Consider the following 21,035-nt stretch of genomic DNA (forward strand, 5'->3'; position numbering starts at 1 on the left):
CTATAATAATACTTTGCTAATATGCGATCTAAAGCTTATCCAACTATTAGGCTAGACGAAGTCATGTCTTCTTGCAAAGTAGATTCCAATTTATTCGTGTGAAGCAGTTAATATCGGGACACGCAAGCCTTACGGCTAACAATATGTTGACCATTTTTGGTCTTTTCACAGCTGCAGCACGGATGTGTGGCCGATCCGACATACAATCGTCTCTTCATGCGAGCTAAGGGACGATGAATTCTACTTAAAGCTGATTTTCCATTGTCTAGAAATATCTGGGGATGACAACTTTCCCGTGTGCAGCGACGCCATCGATTTCGATCAAACACATCGGACAGTCCGACGAATCACCAAGCAGTCAGTGCGGTTGAGACTTTACAATGAAAACATGCTTCACGCAGATCGCCGGAATGCCTCCGATCGACTATATCAGCCGGTGGCGGATGCTTTTGGGCAAAGACGCGCTCACCACATCGGATCTGTCGATGACGGAGATCACCCAACTGATCGACTTCCAATCTGTAAGCAGCTTCAGCACATGGTTCAATTGTGACGCGGTGACGCCTCCTTCGGCTTATTGCAAAGAGCCGCCGGACTTAAAGGCCCGTCGTCAAAGCAATCTATTCCTAGGATGCCCAACTGCGAACGCCGGAAGGCCTGAGCCTTTGCAGTTTCCCGACCAAATGCTCCGCGCATCATGATGTTCAATTCGCCAGATTGAGAAAGCCCTTCCACCCGTCTTTGAGCGTTAACGTTTGATCAACCGAATGGCGCGAAAAGTTTCCGCCGAACACATATAGATATTTGAGGTTGCAAATGGGCTGCGTCGCCATTCCTTCCTTTGATTCATATCGAAGCCTTTCCGCCGTTCCGACGCAACGCATACTGAGAAACAACGTGGTGGTGGACCAACTGCACAAATCGGTGGGATTCAGGCACATCGCCGTCGCAGGCCTCGATATCGACGGCTATCACTTCGGGCACGGCCAGTCGAGCGAGACCTCTTTTCCCCCAGCCTATGTGGAGACGTACTTCGCCGAAGAGCTTCATCTTTCCGATCCGCTCGTAATATTGTCACAACGCCGGAACGCGGCGATGACTGAAGAAGAAGCGTTCGACACGATGGTAGCGCCGGCGCGGCTTGAGTACTTGCATCGTTCCTTTGATATCCGAAACCGCTTTCTGGTTCCCGTGTCGAGAGACGACCGTGTTTATGGAGGTGTTTGCTTCACAAGCGACCGTCCATTTGCGGAAAGCGAGCGGCAGTTGCTGGCGTTCCTCGCCGAGCCGCTCCACAGATCTGTAACGAGGCCAGTGATGGACCGCTTCGCGGCGAGCACGTACCGTCTTTCGGAAGGCGAGCTGCACTGCCTCGCGTTGGCGAGCAAAGGGCTGACCAGCGACGAAATCGCGGCCGCTTCCGAGTACCAAGCCGAAACGGTCAACACCTATCTAAAGCGCGCAGTACACAAACTTGGCGCCAACAATCGCACGCATGCGATCGCTGAGGCGATCCGCCGGCAGATTATCAGCTAAAAACACGCAACGCGCGCTAACATGCGGCTTGAGATCAACATCTAATAGAATATCGACAAATTCCCAGTCGCAACTTGGGAAAAATCAAATACTTCCTGTTTTCTTTATGGTTTTGAAACCATTGCGTCCCACTTTTGGGACAGCGAGGCGACGCGAAATTTCGTCCCAGCTGCCATGATGGCGGCGGCCTTCGCGACGCGGGTATCTCCGCATTAACAGCCAAGATTACTGCTACAGATGTCGTCCTACAAACCGTGCCGATGAACTGGCTATCTCGCTGCTGATTGCGGCGGTTGCCGCATGCCGAGGCGCGCGCATTGCAATAACGAGAGCGATTACAGCTCTTGAATGTAATCCTACTGTGAGGAAACGATATGAGGGGAATAGCATCCAGCTTTGGGTCGGACGCAAAGGCTGTATTGGCCGCGATGAACAAGTCGCAAGCCATCATTGAGTTCGACATGACGGGCAAGGTTCTGACAGCCAATACCAATTTTTGCCGAACCCTCGGCTACGAGGCTTCGGAGATCATCGGCCAACATCACCGCTTGTTCGTCGATCCGGCGGAAGCCTCGTCCTCCGACTATCGTGAGTTCTGGGCCAGTCTCAATCGCGGTGAGTTTGACCAGCGTCAGTACAGGCGCATCGGAAAGGGTGGCAAGGAGGTCTGGATCGAAGCCTCCTACAATCCGGTCCTTCGAGGTGGAAAACCATACAAGGTCGTCAAGTTCGCAACCGACATCACGACGCAAAAGTTGAAAAGCGCCGAGGACGCGGGCAAACTCGAAGCGCTCTCTCGTGCCCAGGCCGTCATTGAATTTACGCCGAACGGCGAGATCCTGACCGCCAACCAAAATTTCCTCTCAGCGCTCGGCTATCAGCTTTCGGAAATCCACGGCCGCCATCATTCGATGTTTTGCGACAGTATCTATACGAAGAGTGACGACTATCGCCGTTTCTGGCAACGGCTCTCCGATGGCGAATTCGTAGCAGAAGAATTCCTGCGCATCGGCAAGGGTGGGAAGAGGCTCTATATCCAAGCCTCCTACAATCCCATCTTCGACATGAACGGCAAGGTCTTCAAGATCGTCAAATTCGCGACCGACGTTACCGCCCGGGTGAATAATGTCGATCAGCTCGCGGCCGCGTTGATGCAGCTTTCGAATGGCGATCTGACGCAGAACTTGAGCACCCCATTCATTCCTACGCTGGAACGCCTCCGCACCGACTTCAACGCGGCAATGGAGAAGTTGCGGACGGCAATGCAGGCGGTGGCTGAGAATGCCGGCGCAATCGCCGCCGGCTCGCAGCAGATCCGGTCGGCCTCCGACGATTTATCGAAGCGAACCGAGCAGCAGGCCGCCTCAGTGGAAGAGACAGCCGCGGCCCTTGAGGAGATCACGACCACGGTGGCTGATTCCAGCCGCCGCGCCGAAGAGGCCGGCCAGCTTGTCCGCAAGACGCGCGAGAACGCCGAGCATTCAGGCGCGGTCGTTCGTAGCGCCATCGAGGCCATGGGCAAGATCGAGAGCTCCTCCGCGGAAATCTCCAATATCATTGGCGTCATCGACGAGATTGCCTTCCAGACCAATCTTCTGGCGCTTAACGCCGGTGTCGAGGCCGCGCGCGCTGGCGACGCCGGAAAAGGCTTCGCTGTCGTAGCCCAGGAGGTGCGTGAACTTGCCCAGCGCTCCGCCAAAGCTGCCAAGGAAATCAAGGGCCTGATCACCGATTCAAACGCGCACGTGAAGAATGGCGTAGCACTGGTTGGAGAAACGGGCACCGCGCTCACAACAATCGTGTCGCAGGTCCAGCAGGTCAACAGCAACGTCGAAGCTATCGTCGAAGCCTCCAAGGAGCAGGCGACGGGTATCAAGGAGATCAATCAGGCGGTCAACACCATGGATCAGGGCACACAGCAGAATGCGGCCATGGTCGAAGAATCGACGGCCGCCGCTCACAGCCTTGCGAAAGAAACTGACGCGCTGTTCCAGTTGTTGGGTCAGTTCAATGTCGGAAGCGGCATGACCCGGCCCGAAACTCGGCCCGTTATCGCGACCGCCGCCTCAAAGCTGGTTATGTCGCCGGCGCGGAGCACGGTGTCGAAGCTGGCTGCAGCCTTTCATGGCAATGTGGCCGTTGCTAGCAACAATTGGGAGTCATATTGATGACCGAACCAAAGTCCCCGACCGGGCTCGAACGCGATACCCTGGATATCATCGCCTTTCGCCCTCTCGGTCGGGGATTTGGGCCACAACGAGAACGGGCCGTTGCTATGGGGGCTCAGAGCCTGCGTTGAAGTTGCAACTTGCTATCAAGCCTCCCCTAGAAACTAGGAAAACCGGGTTTTGCATTGATGGGATTAGAACCTTCGGCACCGCCTGCGAGTGCAAATAAGCATCAAATAATGACCCCAAATGCTGCAGCGAAAACAATTGCTTGTTGCGTTATCGGCATCGTGACCTCCATGCCGATTCACACGCTGAAGATGAAACACGCCCAGGACCATGGATCGAGATGAAGCGCTGGGGTTTTAGCGCAAACCGGGCACCAAGCGCAAACAACGGTTCCGGATATTCGTTCGAAGACATTCGTGAAAACAACAACTGTGCAAAGCAACAAATTTTACAGGATTTCTTAAGCCGGTTTTTTCGGGCCCGTGTTTAGCTGACGCAGCATTTAAGAACGGGTATAACTCCAATATGATTCTACAACAGCGACATCCCTCCGCCACCATTTTCAAAGCCCTGCGGAGGGCCACGCTCGGCACCCTATGCGCCGTGGTCGGCTCCGTTGGTCTTCTACTTATATTGAACCTATTGATGCCGGATCGACCATTTTTGGTCGGATTTGTCGGTGCAGCACTTATTTCCGCATTTGTGGCCTTTCCGCTGCTTTTTGCCTTGCAGCTTAACAACGGCGTCGTCCGCAGGTTGCAGGAAAACGTCACCCAGGCGGCGCGGTACGACGGCGTGACGAAGACGCTGAACGGCACCGCCTTTGCCGCGGCCGTTGAGCACTTTATCGACCGGCGCAAGCATGCCGCCACCGATGCCGGCGGCATCGTCATCGTCGTCATCATCGATACGCTCGACGACATCGGCCGCCGCTACGGGCCGCAATGGGCCGACACCGTGATGCAATCGCTTGCCTCGATCATCCAGTCCTCGGTTCGTCATGGCGATCTCGTGGCGCGGCTTGCGACCAACGAACTCGGCGTCTTCCTGCCTGGCGCCACGGTCGAGAATGCCCGCGACATCGGCACACGCATCCGCACGCGCGTCTCCGCGGCCACCTTCAGCACCGACGGCGCGCCGCTTTCCGTCGCCATCCGCCTCGGCGGCACCTCCTTCGACGGCCCGGCCGACTTCAACCAACTCCGCCAGCTAGCCGACCAAATGGCCTTCGAGCGCGGCGATGAGAGCGACGACATCCCCATCGGCGCGCTGCCGGCCGCATGAGGCTGGCGACCCCCACCGCCGCAGGAGTGGCGGCGTTGGGCAAACGGCGAGACCTGTCTTTGATGCGGCGTCACAACCAGCTGGGATCTCGGTTGGCCTGGCGCCTGCTTTTCGATGTGGCAGCCGGGAACCAACCGCCGAGGCTCGCCGAACGTCACATTTTATGAAGGATTTCGGATGCCGGCAGCTTTGGGCCGAACGTTGCGTGGCGGCGTAGGGTCTCCGGAAACAGTGGGCGTTCAGTTCGGGAGGGGCTGGACATCTAAACTTCGGCCACGTTCCGCGACCAAACTTTAGATTTGCGGTGGTAATCCAGTTTGCTTTCGACATAGGCCGCCGCGTCGCCTCATTCGAAAACCATCGTTGGATTTCTCAATTCCCGCCGACAATGACAAATTATGGCACGGGCTAGTATGGGTGGCGCCTTAAGATCGTATTTCGCCCTCTTCCGCAAATGACCCCAAGCAGTCGCATTCATGCAAACGAAGCCACGGATTAGTCCGTTCCTCTGGCGAGGGCGTCCAACAGCTGGCTCGTATTGTCGATGGTGAACTGCACTCTGTCTCCTGGCCAGATCGAAACCGAATAGGCGACCGGAACACCCTTGAGATCTACGTCCACTTTCCGAAGCGCAGTGACCGGCTGAGCCGCATCCTGTTGCAAATGTCTTGCCTCCTCTGGGGTAGGCAGTCTTGAGACGATCTCCGTGCGCAAACGAATGTAATCCGGAACGCCATAATCAGCGAAGATACTTGTGATGCTACGGCCACTTCGCCGCGCGTCGTTGAAGCCCGGAAAGCGGCGCACTGGAAAATAGGAGCGACTATAGGAAATGGGCTTGTCGTCCACGAACTCGCAGCGGACAATATGATAGACAGGTTCGCCCTCGGGCAAGCGCAATGCCTCGGCGATTTCCTTGCTGGCGTTCACGATTTCCTCGGTAACCGGCTGGCCAAGCGCTTCCCTGCCCTGATCCATAAGGTTTTGGGTAAACCGCACTCTTTCAGAAAGCCGATAGCTGATCCGGGCATCCTGGACGAACGTTCCTTTGCCGTGTTCTACACGTACGAGACCGCGATTTTCGAGCTGAGATATGGCTTTGCGGATCGAATGGCGCCCGACGCCAAATTTCTCCATCAACTCCGCTTCTTTCGGGAGCTGTGCCGTGGGCGCAAGCCGACCAGCGATGATGTCTTCGGCAATATCATTCTCAACTTTTTGCCATTGGCCATGAATTAGCTTTTTATCCACGCACGTCCCGCCTGCCCAATCGTCATTCGAATGTCATATATCGCGCTGATCACTCGATTTCAATTAATACAAAGTGTGCGAAGTTTCACTTTTAGCTGCATGTGGCATAGATGCCGTTCACACGCGTGTCATACGGGATCGCTAATTGAGATCCGAATGTCTAATCACAATTCGAATGACTGGATCCGACCATGACCACAATGAACCGCCGCAATTTCCTTGCCACGGCCTCCATGACGCTCGCCGCGGCGATCGCCCCCAGGGCGGCACGTTCGGCCGACGCCGATATCGTCATTTCCAGCATCTGGGGCTCAGACAAGCCGTTCCAGAAGGTAGTTGATGCCTTCAACGCCAAGAAGCTCGGCGTTACCGTCACCAACCGCTTCGACGGGGATTATCAGTCCGCGGCGACGAAGGCTGTTGCAAGCGTAGCCGCCGGACGGCCGCCGGCGATGATGATCACCGGATGGAAATTCGGCTACTTTGCCAAACGCACCCTTGGGGCACGCGATCTACGGGAAATCAATGCGACGAAAGCCGATGCAATCCTGTCCAATTTCCGCTCGAGCGTGCTTCCGCTGGTGACAATCGATGGCGCGCTCATCGGCTTGCCGTGGGCCATGTCCACCCCGATCACATTCATCAATAGCGAAATGTGGGCGGCAGCCGGCCTCGATCCAAAGCTGCCGGAAAACCCTGACAGTGCATGGCTTTACGAGAGCGCCCGGAAGATCGACACTGCCCTCAAGGGCAAGCATCCGACCTATCGTTCGCCAATCGCGCTGTCCAACAATGAGTGGACGAGCCAGTCTTTCATCCAGAATGCCGGCGGCTACATCATCGACCCCGACGGCAAGCTCGCGCTGAACAGCCCAGAATCGGTCGCCGGAATGGCGGAATATTGCGCGCCCGCCGCTGAAGGCCTCTGGCTTCCCGTCGACGACAAAGAGCAGACGGCGGCTTTCCAGTCAGGCGCGCTTGCCATCTGCACCACCAGCTCGACCGCAGCCGTGACTTTCCCCTTTGGCCAGGGCAAAGCGATTACCGCCAAGTTCCCTGGACTTAAAGGGCACGCTCGCAAGATGAACAGCGGCGGCAACTTCCTTGCCGTCTATACGAAGAACCAGGAACAGGCTGATGCGTCATTGGCCTTCCTGGAGTTCTGCGCATCGAAGGAAGGGCAGAAGATCTGGTCGGAAGTCGGCTACCTCAACACGTCCAAGCATGACGTTCCACTGATCAACGACTTCATGAAGCCGGCAGCGGCACAGCTGGCCGACGGCTTGACGGCAGAAACCATCTGGCCAGGAAAGCGCGGCCTCGAAGGTCAGGCCGTCTGGCGCAAGTGGGTCTCGCGGATGTTGAACAAGGAGACAAGCGTGGCGGACGGCGTCAAAAACGCGCACGCCGAACTCGCGGCGCTGATTTCTGCGTAGCCTTCCCATGCGGCAGTTCGTGAAAGTGCTGGCCCCTTATCTGTTCGCGGGGCCGGCAGTCATCGCCGTCCTTGTGTTTCTCTACGCCCCCCTGCTGGCGTCCATCGGACTTTCCTTCCTGGACTGGAACCTGCTTTCCACGGACATCGGATTCGCGGGTCTCGACAATTACAAGGCGGCGCTTGGAAATCCAGATTTTCGGCTTGCTGGCTGGAACACTCTCCTCTACTGCATCGTGCTGATCCCTGCCGAAATTGTCCTTCCGCTCGGCCTCGCGGTACTGCTGCACAGCGCTCGAAAAAGCCCGCTGCGGATGATCTACCAGACAAGTCTGTTTCTCCCGACGATCGTGGCGTTTTCCGTCGCCGGCGTCGCCTGGTCATGGCTGTTCAATCCGGTCAATGGTCTCTTGAATGAGGTGCTCAGCTACTTCGGTTTCCCCCGGTCGAAATGGCACACGGATCCGGACCTGGCGCTTTTCTGCGTTTGCGTCGTAACCTTTTGGAAGACATTTGGACTGAACATGCTGCTATGGCTGGCCGCCATCGCCAATCTGCCACGCGAATTGCGTGAGGCATCCCAACTTGACGGCGCGAGCGCTCGCCAACACTTTTTCGATATCAGCTTGCCGATGATGGCGCCAACTGCGTTTTTTATCAGCGTCACCACCCTCTTCCATGTCCTCGATGACCTCGTCGGCGTCATCGATGTTCTGACCCACGGAGGGCCGGCCGGACAGAGTTCGAGCGTCGTTTATTATCTCTGGCAGCAGGGACTTCAGTTCTTCCAGTTCGGCCCGGCCAGCGCAGTCGCGGTTATAATCATCGTCATCGTCCTTGCCATTACTTGGCTACAGTTCCGGGTGAGCGAGAAAAGGGTTCATTACGGATGACCGCGAAATCCCTATTTCCGCTTGTCAACCGGACATTCATCCACGTTGTGCTGCTCGCTTCTTGTGTCGCGACACTCTTTCCGCTCATCTGGATGATGACGTCGGCCTTTACGCCGAACGATCTGATCTCAGCCAAGATGATCCGGTTCTGGCCGGATCAGCCAACACTTTCAAATTTCACGATTGCAGCTAGCCGGCACCCGATCTGGATGTGGCTTTGGAATTCGGTCCTGACAGCGACCCTGATCACCATCGGAAAACTTATTCTGGCGGTACCGGCGGGCTATGCGTTTGCCCGGTTGGAGTTTCGCGGTCGGCGGGCGCTTTTCTGGCTTGTGATTGCGACGATGTCGTTTCCGACGGTTCTTGCAATCATCCCGACCTATATCGCAGTCGTCAAACTCCAGGCCGTAGACACCTACGGTTCGATGATTATTCCGTCGATCCCCTATATCGGCTTTTATGTCTTTTACATGCGGCAGGCCTTTCGATCCCTGCCACGTTCGATGTTCGAAGCCGCCCGGATCGATGGGGCTGGACTTTGGCGGCAATTTGCCGAGATTGCGGTTCCGAACGTTGTTCCGGCCATCGCAGCGCTATCGGTCATCTCCTTCATGGGCGCCTGGAACATTTACCTCTGGGGTCAACTTGTCCTGGATGACGAGTTCAAGAAGACCTTGACGACCGGTATAGCGACGTTTGCTGATCTGGAGGGTGCCGATCGCTCCTGGGGACCCCTTATGGCCACAAGTCTTCTCTCCATCGCCCCGGTCCTTATCGTGTTTTTGTCAGCACAACGCTTCATTGTCGACGCTTTGGCGCCGGGGATCGGAGAGAAATGAAACGTGTTGCCGTTATCGGATCGGTCAACCGGGATCGGGTCTGGTATTTGAACGAGCCGCTGAAACCCGGTAGCAGGCTTCGCTATTCGCGTATTGAAACGCATCTCGGCGGTGGCGCTTTTTACACAGGACTGCAGATGCTCGACCTTGGTGCAGAAGTCTCGATAGTCGCACGGCTCATGGACGACAATGCTGGAACGGCGATCCTGTCGGAGCTGACGACACGTGGCTTCGATTGCTCTAACATTGGGTGGGCTGAAGGCGAAACTGAACCGCTCGAAATTCTCCTGGAGCCGAATGGCGAGCGGACAATCATATCGAAGCATAGCGCCGGCCTTCCTGCTCTCCGGGCCTGTGATAAGATGGACCATGATGCCGTCTACATCAACGCGGTCAATCTCGCCGATAGTCTATCCGGGCAACTCGACAATATACCCCTCGTCATCTCGCAGATGCCACTTCGCAAGGCGACGCTCCGGCCGTCGGATATTATCATATCATCGAAGGCGGATGTTGCCGGCGAGCTGGCCGAAGCATGGCAACGGGCCAAGCAAGTTGGCGGCGACCGGCTAAAGACGCTGGTTCTCACGGACGGCCCGAGCGCTATCACCATTTTCGACGGCGTACGTGCGATCGAGGTCGAGCCCAAAATCACGGTTGCGACAGCCAATTCCATCGGAGCCGGCGATCGTTTTGCCGGCGCACTTCTCTTTTTCCTGCTCGACGGTCATTCGACTGTAACAGCGACCGAAGAGGCATGTCGCGTCACCGCAGAGTGGCTGGAATCTGGCAGGTAGTTGCAGGAATCGTGTCGCGGGCGCTGGACATGATATTCGAATGTCGATAGATAGTTATTCGAATATCACCGCCGGACACTCAGTCGGGCGTTTTTGCGAAAAAAGGAAATCTGCAATGACCGAGAATAAGGCCGGCTCGCCGGTCGTCGGACCCTATTGCCATGCCGATGTGCTCGAAATCCTGGCGGCAGGGCGGCCAGAATACATAAAGGCGTGCGCGGAAGCGATTCTGGAAACCATTGGCAGCATTGACGTGCTGTCGAACCGGACAGGCCTCGCAATGCTGCCTTACGAGGACACAGTCCACGGCACCGCCTTCCATCTCGGCGAAGTCCTGGTGTCAGAGGCCCACATCGACGCCCGCGACCATGACGTAAAGGGTTACGGCGGCGTGGTCGGCCGCGATCTCGAACATGCCATGGCCATTGCCGTCGTCGACGCGTCGATCGCTGCATCCCACGCGCTTTCAAAAATCCAGACCCTCCTCGATGCAGAGCATCATCATCGGCTCGAAAACGATGACGTCCGACTGAAAATGGTCGAAGCGACCCGCGTGCAAATGGAGACATTCTGATGAAAGCCGCACCGCTCCCGACAATTGAAGACACCAGAACCAATGACGCTTTCGAAGAGATGATGTGGGCCATGAGCCGGCCCGGAATCGTTCGCACTTTGCCGCTGGCGGGGCTTTCGGTTATGGCCGAGGCGCTGCTCGACCGCGAATGTTCTTACCACGTGGCGGTAACGCTGGAAGAAGACCTCCGCCTAGATCGCACTGGTGCCCGGCGGGAATCCCTTTCGCAGGCGCAGTATGTTTTTGCCACGGTGGACACAGCCGACGGTGCTGCACTGCTCAGCGCACTTGCCGTGGGGACCCTGGCCTATCCCGATCAGGCGGCGACACTCTTTGCACCTGTTAAGATAGGACGTGGAAGCCGCTATCGTCTGACCGGTCCGGGGATAGACGGAAGTATCGACATCATCCTCGAATCCGTTGACCCGCTTTTCTGGATCACAAGGCAACGATCACTCCGGTACCCGCTCGGCTGGGACGTCTATTTGGTCGACGGGGATCAGATCCTCGGCATTCCCCGGTCTACAAACGTAGAGGTGCTCTGATGGCTTATGTGGCTACACGCGGTGGCGAACACGCCATTGAACAAGCAGAACGGTTGTTCCGCAGCGATCTCGGAACGATCGACAAAGGCCGCGTTGACAGCATCAAGCACAGCCTTCCATATCTCGTCGATCGGCTGATGGGCGAAGCCTCGTTCTACGAGCCTGATATGGCTGCCCTTGCAATGGCACAGGCTGGCGGCGACATCTACGAAGCCGTCTTGCTTCTGCGCGCCTATCGCACGACCCAGCCGCGGATTGCCGTCGCGGAAACCGTAGTTCAATCCGATCTGTTCACCGTCCGCCGCATATCGGCAGCATTCAAGGATATTCCGGGCGGACAGATCCTCGGTCCGACTCTCGATTACTCGCACCGGCTCCTTCAGGTCGGCGTGCTTACGGGAGAAGCCTTCGTGCCCGAAGCGGTTGCTCCTGCCGCAGTCCCCGCTCCAGCAAGCCAACCCTCTCTGGCCGACTGGCAAAGAGCGCAGGGGCTCATTCCTGACCGTTCCACTGACACCGTCGATCTTGAGGATATTCCCGATCTGACGCGCGAACCCTTGCTGTTTCCAGCACCGCGCGCCCACAGGCTGCAGAGCCTTGCCCGCTCGGATACCGGTGGCACACTTGCGCTTGGCTATTCCAGCATGCGTGGCTACGGCGACGTCCACCCGACCGTCAATGAGATCCGGCTTGCAGAGGCGCCTGTGCGCTTACGGCATCCATCGGGCACTGTGTTCAGCGCGGGCCGCGTACGCGTCAGCCAAGCCGAAATCATTTCCAAATCTGGCGCACTGGAATTGGGCTTCTGCGCCACCTTCGGATGGAACGAGGTGAAGGTGATTGCCGGTGCCACTTTGGATCGCGCCATGAGCCAGAAAAATCCTCATCCGGCGTCCACCGAAGAGTTCGTCCTCTATCATACAGAGCCCGTCGAGAGTTCTGGTTTCTGCATCCATTTCAAGCTGCCACATTATGTCACGTTCCAATCCACATTGGACGCGGTTCGGCGTGTCAAAGCAGACAAAGACCTTGCAGCCCATTCTTCGAACGATCAGGGCGCTGTACTCAAGCAAGAGGAGGCTTCCGTATGAAGCTGCAGGAACTGACCAAGCCATGGGCTGCCTTTAATTACGGGTTCCTCGACGAATCCGCAAAACGTGAGCTGCGCCGAAGCATCCTCAAGGCCATCGCCGTGCCCGGCTACCAGGTCCCCTATGCGAGTCGCGAGGTGCCGATGGCCCGCGGCTGGGGAACGGGCGGATTGCAGGTCACGCTGACGCTCCTGAAGCCGACATCTGTGGTCAAGGTCATCGACCAGGGCGCTGACGATTCCGTCAACGCCGTCAGCATCCGAAAATTCTTCAACCGCGTGGGCGGGTGTGGCGCCACCGAAGATACGCTGGAAGCCACCATCATACAGTCTCGGCATCGCATTCCCGAGGAAAAGCTTCGGGACGATCAGGTTCTTGTCCTGCAGGTGCCAGACCCCGAGCCGCTTCGCGCCGTGCAATCGGATATGTCGATTACGCGAGAGATGCATGGCGACGCCGATTATGGACAGCTCTGGCTCGTCCTTTACGAACAGCTTGTCAAATCGGGCCGCATCATGCAGGGCTCGAGCTATCCAAGCTTGGTAAACGGCCGTTACGTCATCTCGCCGTCACCCATCCCACGCTGGGATGTGAAGAAACTGCACCAGTCGGCGCATCTGACTATTCTCTCGGCCGGCCGGGAAAAGCGACTGTATGTTGTGCCGCCTTTCACCGACGTCGAACCACTGGTGTTCGATGACGTGCCCTACAGGATCGAGGATCATGCGGACAAGACGTGCTACCGCACTCAGGTAACCGGCTTTTTCGTCAACGAACTGCCGCAGGACGACGGATCCGCACGCTTTGAGCTCTCCGACAGCCATTTCGGCGTCAAGCACATCAAGACATCCGGCGGCGAAATGGTCGCAGTCGGTGACACGTGGTACAAGAATGGAAAGATGGACTGATGCTGCAGGCTGATCATCACAACGCGACCGGGACCGGTCGGAACCCGCCGCAACTGATGCTGGCGGCTCCCATGCTGAGCATGCGCGGCATCGCCAAATCCTTTGGATCTGTGAAGGCGCTCACGAATGTCGATGTCACCGTCTATCCAGGCGAAGTGCTTGGCGTTGTCGGGGAGTCCGGCTCGGGTAAATCGACCCTGCTACGGATGATGAACTTGGAGGATACGCCGGACGCCGGCAGCTATCGTCTGGCATTACCCGAACAGGAGGAGCGCGACCTGTTTACGCTCGATCGATTTGAGCGACGAATGCTTCGCGCGCATCACATCGGGATTGTCTACCAGAACCCCCATCTCGGCCTGCTGATGGGTCACACCAGCAGCGGCAACGTCGCCGAGCGCCTGTTGATCGCGGGTAAGCGCAACTTCGCCGAATTGCGCGAAAGCGCCAGGCAATCGCTGGCCGCGTCGGAATTTCCGATCGAGCGCATGGATGCCACGCCGCGAGAACTGTCAGGCGGCATGCAGCAGCGTGTGCAGCTGGCCAAGGCAATCGCGCTCAAGCCGTCAGTGCTTCTGCTTGACGAGCCGACGACCGGCCTCGACGTTAGCGTTCAAGCCTTGGTGCTCGACACGCTGAAGCGGCTCCAACGCGACCGCGCCATCACGATGGTCCTGGTATCTCACGATCTCGGTGTCATCAGAACCATGGCCGACAGGGTTATGGTCATGCGACGCGGCGAAGTGGTCGAGCAAGGCCTTGCCGACCAGATTTTCCAGGATCCGCAGCACGAGTACACGCAGCAACTGGTCCACGCCAAGCTCTAAGAGATCCCGATATGACGACGCAAGCAAACATGATGCCTGGCCCTGTCCTTCAGGTTTCGGGCCTTTCCAAACAGTTCGAGATGCATCATCTCAAGCGCACGCTCTATGCCTTTGAAGGCCTCAGCTTCGAGGTTGGACGCGGCGAGTTCATCCTGCTGAAAGGAGAAAATGGTGCCGGCAAGTCCACCTTGCTGCGCACACTCTATCGTTCCTATCTGCCGCGCGCTGGCCATGCCTTCTATCACACGACGGAAGGCGTCATAGACCTTGCAACGGCGGCGGACGTCGACATTGCCGTTCTGCGGCGCCGGGAAATCGGCTTTGTTACCCAGTTTCTCAACGCCAGGCCGCGTGTTGCAGCGGAAGAAATCGTCGCCGAACCGTTGCGGCTTGCCGGCACGACCCAAGCGGACGCACTGATGGAAGCCCGTCGATGGCTTTCTGCCTTTGGCGTCAAGAAGCAGCTTTGGCCGGCCTATCCGTCGACCTTTTCAGGCGGCGAGCAGCAAAAGGTCAATCTTGCCCGTGCGCTTATCTTGCCTCAGCGCCTGCTGTTTCTTGACGAACCAACGGCATCGCTTGACCGGGACGCACGCCGGGCGCTCGTCAATCGACTTCAGGAATTGAAGGCAGCCGGTGTCGCCATGATCGGCGTCTTCCATCATCCCGAGGATATACAGCACCTGGTCGACCGCGAAATCCAGCTCGAGGCGATCATCGTCGAGGATGAAGCAGAGACGCTCGCCAACCTTTAGCCGCCGGCCATCGCGCCGATACCCGCTATAATTCGGAAGGTAAGATGTCGAAAATAGCTGAACAGAAACGGCCCAAGATCGCCGAAACCGTCATTCATCAATCCGTAGCCCTTCGGGAAAGCAGGATTGGCCGTTGCTGCGAGATCCTGGCTGACACCTCTTTGCATACGGTCGAGCTCGGCGACTATTCCTATCTTGGGCAGCGCTGCATGGTTGGCGACGCCGTCATCGGCAAGTTCTGCGCCATTGCAGCTGAAGTCCGGATCGGAGCACCGAACCACCCCATGGACCGACCATCAATGCATCGGTTCACCTATTGCCCGGAGTATTATTCAGCCGATGTCACGCGGGATTACGCGTTTTTCCACGATCGCGCTTCAGACCGCGTCACGATTGGACACGATGTCTGGATCGGCCACGGTGTTATCGTTTTGCCGGGGGTGACAGTCGGAAACGGCGCGGTGCTGGCTGCCGGCGCCGTCGTCAGCAAAGACGTCGCACCCTATACGATCGTTGGCGGAGTGCCGGCAAAGATGATCCGAGAACGCTTCGTTCGAGACATTGCTGCCAAGCTCGAATCGATCGCCTGGTGGGATTGGCCGTTCGAGACGATCATGGAAAGGCTGCAAGACTTTCAGACGAACGACATCGAAGCATTCTGCAAGAAGTGGTCATGAGATTAAGCACAAGGGATGTAACTTCGTGCAGGATGACAGTGATTCGAACTTCGAAAGCGCGATGTCCTGTCACCGCCAGACGGGATCAATGCACGGCTTGCGTTGCTCTTGAACCGATACGAACCTAGAGCAATTCCAGGAAAAGTGCGCAGCGGTTTTCCGTCCGGAATTGCGTGAAAACAAAGGGATAGAGCGGGAAATCGTTTCCGTGAAACGCTGAACCGCTCTAGGATACCTAGATCCACATCGCCATTATCGGGACCAGGGATTAATCACTTTTAACCCAGCCGCCTCGAACAGACTTGTGTCGCGATTGCGAGGCGATTTGCTGCTGCTGTGGCGGCAATATAGCCATCAGCCGCGCCGATCGCTTTTCCAGATACTCGAGCGCGTGCCATCAGTTCCGAGTAAACCTGCGAAGTCGCAAGATTGAGGGACAGGATGCGCTCGGAAAAGTGAGGCAGCACTTCGCCCTCAAGGCGGTCGCGGAGGATAGTTTGCCGTTTCCCCGAGGGTATGGCAGCAATCCCGAAGCGAAGTCCAGCAATCGTTATTGCGGAAATGAACAGCGTTTCGATGGCTTGGGCGTCCAACCAAGCGACCACTGCCTCATCAGGAATCGGTTTCCATGGCTCGGAAGGCATTTATCGGAACGGTCAGCCACCGAGCGAACCAAGCTGCACAGGCTGGATGAAGATGAGAGGGATGCGCGATGCATTTCAGTTCTGCGCTGGTTACGCAGTTGGAGAGGGCCGCAAAGGCCGCCGTCCAGCAGGGCAATAGTAGCCCGCCGCCAAGCGGCGAAGTCGCGACGCGCGCCGATTGGTGTTGAACGGAACGCGCAGACTTATTTCGTTGCTCAAGATTTCCACTATCAAGATTTTTGTAAACCAATGTTTCTTACGGGAGTTTTTGCTGGTCTCGCCTGCGAAAAACCTCATTTTGGAGAGGAGTGGTGTAAAAGCCTGAAGAAATGGAAATGTGCCTATGTCGGTGACCGCTGCGTCCGATGTCTTGATTGTCGATGACGACCATGAAATTCGCGCGCTTCTGAGCCGATATCTTGAGGAGCAGGGCTTTCGCGTCTCAACGGCGAGCAACCTTCGCGGCTGCAATGAAGCCCTCAATCGGCGTACTCCGGATCTCCTCGTCTTGGATGTCATGCTGCCCGATGGATCGGGCCTTGATCTTTGTCGCGATCTCAGAAACCGCCGCCCCCGCGTCCCGGTCATTCTCCTGACCGCTCTGAAGGAGGATATCGATCGGATCCTGGGGCTTGAGATCGGCGCTGACGACTATCTCGGCAAGCCATTCAATCCGCGAGAGCTGGCAGCGCGCATTCGGGCGGTCCTGCGCCGGACAAATGAGGATTCGTCTCCCGAACCGGATCAGCGTCGTTTTCGTTTTGCCGAGATGACCCTCGATCCGCAGCTTCGTCGCGTTACCAGGGACAATGGCGAGGTCATTTCGTTGACCGGCGCCGAATTTGATCTGCTCAAGGCCTTTGTCGAACGAGCCGGCCGGCTACTGTCCCGCGACCAGCTGCTCGACTTGACGCAGGGGCGTGATCGCGATCCGGCCGATCGTTCGATAGACGTGCTGATGAGCCGATTGCGTCGCAAGCTCGGAGAGACGGCCGACGAACCAGTGTTCAGAACGATCCGAAACGGCGGATATCAGCTCGTTGTTCCCGTGACAGCTGTCAAGAGCGATCCATGAAGTCCCTGGGCGCCCGCCTGGCGCTTCTCTTGCTCACGGCCATTGTTCTGGTTGTCATCACGTCGTCTTTTGCAGCAAGCCTGGTGATGCGAGGACCGCGGCCGGAAACGACCATGGAGCCGATGGCGCGACAGCTCTCCATACTCGCGAAGCTTGCGGAAAAAGACAAGGCTGCAGCGATCTCTGCTGGCGTGGTCATAGCCGCTGTTCCTGCAGACGGAGCCCCCGATGAACCGCTTTCCGGATTTTTGATGGAAAGCCTGCGCCGAACCGGCGATGTTCGGGTAGCGACCGTATCCCGCCAATCGACCGGCACCACAACCGCCTCCCTCTACCTCCCCGATGGCAATTGGATGGTGATGCCGATGCCGGAACTGGGTCCGCCACCTGGGGGATGGAAGATTCTCACGGGATGGCTCGGCCTCATCATTACCGGAAGTGTGCTAATTTCCATATTTGCCGCATCGAAGATCATGAAGCCGCTTCGCCTGCTTGAGCGCGCCTCGGCCGAGATTGGACCGGACGGGACGCTCCCGCACGTTCCGGAAACCGGTCCGGCTGAAATTCGCGTGACCGCGCGGGCACTCAATGAACTATCGACAAGGGTGAAGGCCGCAACGGAGAGCCGGATGCGACTGGTCGCAGCCGCCGGTCACGATCTCAGAACCCCCATGACGCGCATGCGATTGCGTGCCGAATTCATCAAGGATGATGAAGATCGGCTGAAATGGCTCGCCGACCTTCAAGAGCTCGACACGATCGCTGATAGCGCCATCGGATTGGTGCGCGAGGAAATCTCCACGGACAGCATGCAGCGTGTAAGGCTCGATACGATCGTTGCAAACATCGTGACGGAGCTGACGACGATGGGCATGGCGATCGAGGTCGGTGAGCTGGAGCCCGCGATGATTTGCGCGGGCTCCCTGGCGGTCACAAGGGCGCTGCGCAACCTCTTGATCAACGCGGCAACGCACGGTGAATCGGCGATCGTTACCGTCACTCACGCCGGCGACAAGGCCGTGGTCAGGATTGTCGATACCGGGCCGGGCATTCCCGAAGAACGCCTCAGCCAAGTGTTCGAGCCATTTTTCCGGATCGATATCGCGCGACAGCGGTCCTTCCCGGGAGCAGGCCTCGGAATGGCTATTGCCAAAGAAATCGTTTCCAGGTTCGAAGGAGAGATCACCGTGCGCAATCGGCAGCCGAGGGGTCTGGAGCAGGTGGTCGCATTCAAGAGCCGCAGCGATAGACTTATTGCTGGTTGACGATCGCCTCTGTTCAACATCGGGCCGCCGTTCTCTCTCCCTGTTGAAATTCGTTGATCCTATTCGATCATCTTCCCACGAAGCGATGATTGCCGCTTGCTGTCTAAAGAAATGGAGCAGCGAGAGCAAATAGTCAAACGGGCGATATCGCCTATAATTTTGCTCCGTACAAATGACGTACTCACAATATACCAATATTTCCCGAGTGATATACAAATGTATTGAAAGATGTGATGGATAAACATCGAATATTTCAACCATGTTGGAAACGTTTGGACAATAAATTTCCTAAAAAAACCTTGTTTCAGCAATGTTTGGAAATATTTCCAAGGATGGTTGCTGTAAATTCACATGCGGTCCGGAGCTCTTTGAGTGCTCTGATCACCCGCATGCCGGCTCCACCAGACGCCCCCAACATGAGTGGTGGAGCCGGATTTCTTCCTCTGTGAAAGAGGATGGTCGGTCTTTTGACCCCGACTTTAGCGATTCACGATCAATCTCTTGAAAGCGCCGCCACGGGATCGAGCCTGGACGCGTTACGCGCCGGCAGGTAGCCGAAGGTGAGGCCAATCACGCAGGAACAGGTAAATGCGAGAGCGATGGTACTTCCTGAATAGACCAGGGCGAAGTTCGATCCCAATCGGTTGAAGACAACACCAAAGCCGAGCGCAAGAGCAATCCCAAGCGTGCCGCCCAACAGGCAGACCAACACGGCCTCGATCAGGAATTGCTGCAATATATCCTGGCGACGGGCGCCAACAGCCATGCGGACCCCGATCTCGGCGATGCGCTCGGACACCGAGACGAGCATGATGTTCATGACGCCGATGCCTCCGACAAGCAGCGAGATGACGGCAATTGCGGAGACAAGCAGGGTCATCGTCCGCGTCGTGCTCGTTATCGTCTGGCGGATGTCGTCCGTGTTGAGAATGAAAAAATCCCTGGTGCCATGCCGGACTTCCAGAAATTGCGTCACGGCGCTCTCCACGAGCGCACTTTCGGTATCGTCGTTGATGCGCAGGGTGATGCTGCGCAGCGATGTATCGCCGAGGAACCGCGCCTGCACGCTGGTATAGGGAAGATAGACCGAGAGGTTGTCGCTGGACCCGAAACCGCCCTGCTGCGAAGCGATGACGCCGATGACGCGGACGGGCACCTGGCCGACGAATATCACCTGCCCGGTGGGATCGAGGCCCTTACCCGCAAAGAGCGTCGTCGCCGTATTCTGGTCGATGACGGCGTCCTGCACCATCTGCCGCACGCCGTCTGCGTCGAACAGCCGACCGACCACAAGCTTCGAACCCTTGACCGAAAAATAAGCGTCGCCCACGCCATTGATGAGCGCATTGGCCTCCGTCGAACCGAACCGAACCGTCTTGCTGGTCGAAACGGTCGGCGTGACCGCGGCGACGTAAGTCAGTTTGGCGAAGGCATCGGCGTCGGCTACCACCAAGGTCTTTATGCGTCCCGAACGGATATCGCCAAAACTCTTGCCAGGAAAAATCTCCAGCGTGTTGGTGCCGAGACTGTTGATATTGGCCAACACCTTGCGCTGCGAACCTTCCCCGAGCGCAACGACGCTAACGACCGAGGCTATGCCGATGATGATGCCGAGCATGGTGAGGAAGGTGCGCAACCGGCGCGCTTTCAAGGCGAGGATGGCCATGAGAAAAGCTTCGCGCAGCCGGTTGCCCAGCTCACGCCAGCCGGCGCTGGCATGCTCCTTCTCGCACAAGGAACCGTGTTTGTTAGAAATCCGCGTATTTTTGTCGGATGATCGGCTGTCAGCGATGATGTGGCCGTCGGAAATTTCGATGACACGCTGCGCGCGGGCCGCGACCTTCTTGTCATGGGTGACGATCACCACGGTATGACCTTCGGCATGCAACTCGGAGAGGATGCCAAGCACGTCCTCGCCGCTTTGCTGGTCGAGCGCGCCGGTCGGCTCGTCAGCGAGGATGACATTGCTGTTGTTCATCAGGGCCCGCGCGATGGAGACGCGCTGCTGCTGGCCGCCGGAAAGCTGACCCGGCTTGTGCGCGGTCCTATCGCCCATGCCGAGACGGTCAAGAAGTACAGCGGCGCGGGCATGCCGTGCCTGATTGGGCTGGTCCGCATAGATCGCCGGGACTTCGACATTGCCAAGCGCGCTTAGCTCCGAAAGCAGATGATAGCGCTGGAAGATAAAGCCGAAATGCTCGCGCCTTAGCCTAGAAAGCGCATCGCTGTCGAGCCGATGCGTCTCGGATCCGGCGATCGCATAGGTGCCGGCGGTGGGACGATCGAGCAGGCCGATGATGTTCATCAGCGTGGATTTGCCGGAACCGGAGGGACCGACGATGGCGACCATCTCTCCTTCGGCGATCGATAGATTAATGCCTTTCAGCACCGTAATGGTACGGTCGCCGGACTGATATTCCCGGCTGATACCCTTCAGTTCTATAAGTGGGGCAACCATC

Annotated in this window: 19 protein-coding genes and 1 pseudogene; 17 read left to right on the forward strand and 3 right to left on the reverse strand. The window is 57.3% G+C overall.

The window, feature by feature from the left end:
• Positions 1 to 380: 380 nt before the first annotated feature.
• The 4 genes from PY649_RS24500 to PY649_RS24515 all read left to right on the forward strand — a co-directional run bounded on the left by PY649_RS24500 (position 381) and on the right by PY649_RS24515 (position 4,997).
• The gene (locus tag PY649_RS24500; protein ID WP_285871408.1) at positions 381 to 701 is read left to right on the forward strand and encodes a helix-turn-helix domain-containing protein; all 321 of its coding nucleotides are present in this window, start codon (positions 381 to 383) and stop codon (positions 699 to 701) included.
• Positions 702 to 816: 115 nt separating this feature from the next.
• Positions 817 to 1,536: a helix-turn-helix transcriptional regulator gene (locus PY649_RS24505; RefSeq protein WP_285871409.1), complete on the forward strand. Its 720-nt coding sequence runs from the start codon at positions 817 to 819 to the stop codon at positions 1,534 to 1,536.
• Positions 1,537 to 1,910: 374 nt separating this feature from the next.
• The gene (locus tag PY649_RS24510; protein ID WP_285871410.1) at positions 1,911 to 3,704 is read left to right on the forward strand and encodes a methyl-accepting chemotaxis protein; all 1,794 of its coding nucleotides are present in this window, start codon (positions 1,911 to 1,913) and stop codon (positions 3,702 to 3,704) included.
• Between the two features lie 672 nt (positions 3,705 to 4,376).
• Positions 4,377 to 4,997 (forward strand): GGDEF domain-containing protein, encoded by a 621-nt coding sequence (locus PY649_RS24515; RefSeq protein ID WP_285871412.1) that lies wholly within the window; start codon positions 4,377 to 4,379, stop codon positions 4,995 to 4,997.
• Between the two features lie 495 nt (positions 4,998 to 5,492).
• Here the strand turns inward: PY649_RS24515 and phnF are convergent, their stop codons facing one another.
• Positions 5,493 to 6,248: a phosphonate metabolism transcriptional regulator PhnF gene (gene phnF, locus PY649_RS24520; protein WP_285871413.1), complete on the reverse strand. Its 756-nt coding sequence runs from the start codon at positions 6,246 to 6,248 to the stop codon at positions 5,493 to 5,495.
• A gap of 191 nt (positions 6,249 to 6,439) precedes the next feature.
• Between phnF and PY649_RS24525 the strand changes: the two genes are divergently transcribed.
• The 11 genes from PY649_RS24525 to PY649_RS24575 all read left to right on the forward strand — a co-directional run bounded on the left by PY649_RS24525 (position 6,440) and on the right by PY649_RS24575 (position 15,592).
• Positions 6,440 to 7,684, forward strand: coding sequence for an extracellular solute-binding protein (locus PY649_RS24525; protein ID WP_285871414.1), 1,245 nt, complete (start codon positions 6,440 to 6,442; stop codon positions 7,682 to 7,684).
• Between the two features lie 7 nt (positions 7,685 to 7,691).
• Positions 7,692 to 8,576 (forward strand): carbohydrate ABC transporter permease, encoded by an 885-nt coding sequence (locus PY649_RS24530; protein ID WP_285871415.1) that lies wholly within the window; start codon positions 7,692 to 7,694, stop codon positions 8,574 to 8,576.
• Positions 8,573 to 9,418: a carbohydrate ABC transporter permease gene (locus PY649_RS24535; RefSeq protein ID WP_285871416.1), complete on the forward strand. Its 846-nt coding sequence runs from the start codon at positions 8,573 to 8,575 to the stop codon at positions 9,416 to 9,418. Before PY649_RS24530 ends, PY649_RS24535 begins: the two co-directional genes overlap by 4 nt.
• Entirely contained in the window at positions 9,415 to 10,215 is an 801-nt protein-coding gene (locus PY649_RS24540; RefSeq protein WP_285871417.1) for a PfkB family carbohydrate kinase, read from the forward strand. Before PY649_RS24535 ends, PY649_RS24540 begins: the two co-directional genes overlap by 4 nt.
• Positions 10,216 to 10,330: 115 nt before the next feature.
• Positions 10,331 to 10,789 carry a phosphonate C-P lyase system protein PhnG gene (locus PY649_RS24545; protein ID WP_285871418.1) on the forward strand — a complete coding sequence of 153 codons (459 nt, stop codon included), beginning with the start codon at positions 10,331 to 10,333 and terminating at the stop codon, positions 10,787 to 10,789.
• Entirely contained in the window at positions 10,789 to 11,334 is a 546-nt protein-coding gene (gene phnH / locus PY649_RS24550; protein WP_285871419.1) for a phosphonate C-P lyase system protein PhnH, read from the forward strand. Before PY649_RS24545 ends, phnH begins: the two co-directional genes overlap by 1 nt.
• Positions 11,334 to 12,425: a carbon-phosphorus lyase complex subunit PhnI gene (locus PY649_RS24555; protein WP_285871420.1), complete on the forward strand. Its 1,092-nt coding sequence runs from the start codon at positions 11,334 to 11,336 to the stop codon at positions 12,423 to 12,425. Before phnH ends, PY649_RS24555 begins: the two co-directional genes overlap by 1 nt.
• Positions 12,422 to 13,333: an alpha-D-ribose 1-methylphosphonate 5-phosphate C-P-lyase PhnJ gene (locus tag PY649_RS24560; RefSeq protein WP_285871421.1), complete on the forward strand. Its 912-nt coding sequence runs from the start codon at positions 12,422 to 12,424 to the stop codon at positions 13,331 to 13,333. The genes PY649_RS24555 and PY649_RS24560 overlap by 4 nt, the downstream gene beginning before the upstream one ends.
• Positions 13,333 to 14,160 (forward strand): ATP-binding cassette domain-containing protein, encoded by an 828-nt coding sequence (locus PY649_RS24565; RefSeq protein WP_285871423.1) that lies wholly within the window; start codon positions 13,333 to 13,335, stop codon positions 14,158 to 14,160. The genes PY649_RS24560 and PY649_RS24565 overlap by 1 nt, the downstream gene beginning before the upstream one ends.
• A gap of 11 nt (positions 14,161 to 14,171) precedes the next feature.
• A complete protein-coding gene (locus PY649_RS24570; RefSeq protein WP_285871424.1) occupies positions 14,172 to 14,915 on the forward strand; it encodes a phosphonate C-P lyase system protein PhnL in 744 nt (247 codons plus the stop codon).
• 44 nt (positions 14,916 to 14,959) lie between these two features.
• Positions 14,960 to 15,592: a DapH/DapD/GlmU-related protein gene (locus tag PY649_RS24575; protein WP_285871426.1), complete on the forward strand. Its 633-nt coding sequence runs from the start codon at positions 14,960 to 14,962 to the stop codon at positions 15,590 to 15,592.
• Between the two features lie 252 nt (positions 15,593 to 15,844).
• On the opposite strand, the pseudogene PY649_RS24580 reads toward PY649_RS24575, so the two are convergent.
• Positions 15,845 to 16,236 (reverse strand): annotated as a pseudogene (locus tag PY649_RS24580) (PIN domain-containing protein).
• A 343-nt stretch (positions 16,237 to 16,579) separates the two neighbouring features.
• On the opposite strand from PY649_RS24580, the gene PY649_RS24585 reads away from it, so the two are divergent.
• Positions 16,580 to 17,311 carry a response regulator gene (locus tag PY649_RS24585; protein ID WP_285871427.1) on the forward strand — a complete coding sequence of 244 codons (732 nt, stop codon included), beginning with the start codon at positions 16,580 to 16,582 and terminating at the stop codon, positions 17,309 to 17,311.
• Positions 17,308 to 18,576, forward strand: a complete 1,269-nt coding sequence (locus tag PY649_RS24590) for an ATP-binding protein (RefSeq protein ID WP_285871429.1) — start codon at positions 17,308 to 17,310, stop codon at positions 18,574 to 18,576. The genes PY649_RS24585 and PY649_RS24590 overlap by 4 nt, the downstream gene beginning before the upstream one ends.
• 493 nt (positions 18,577 to 19,069) lie before the next feature.
• Here the strand turns inward: PY649_RS24590 and PY649_RS24595 are convergent, their stop codons facing one another.
• Positions 19,070 to 21,034, reverse strand: coding sequence for a MacB family efflux pump subunit (locus PY649_RS24595; RefSeq protein WP_285871430.1), 1,965 nt, complete (start codon positions 21,032 to 21,034; stop codon positions 19,070 to 19,072).
• Between the last annotated feature and the right edge of the window lies 1 nt (position 21,035).

The sequence above is a fragment of the Rhizobium mayense genome (genome assembly GCF_030272705.1).
In the GTDB taxonomy this organism is placed as follows: domain Bacteria; phylum Pseudomonadota; class Alphaproteobacteria; order Rhizobiales; family Rhizobiaceae; genus Rhizobium; species Rhizobium mayense.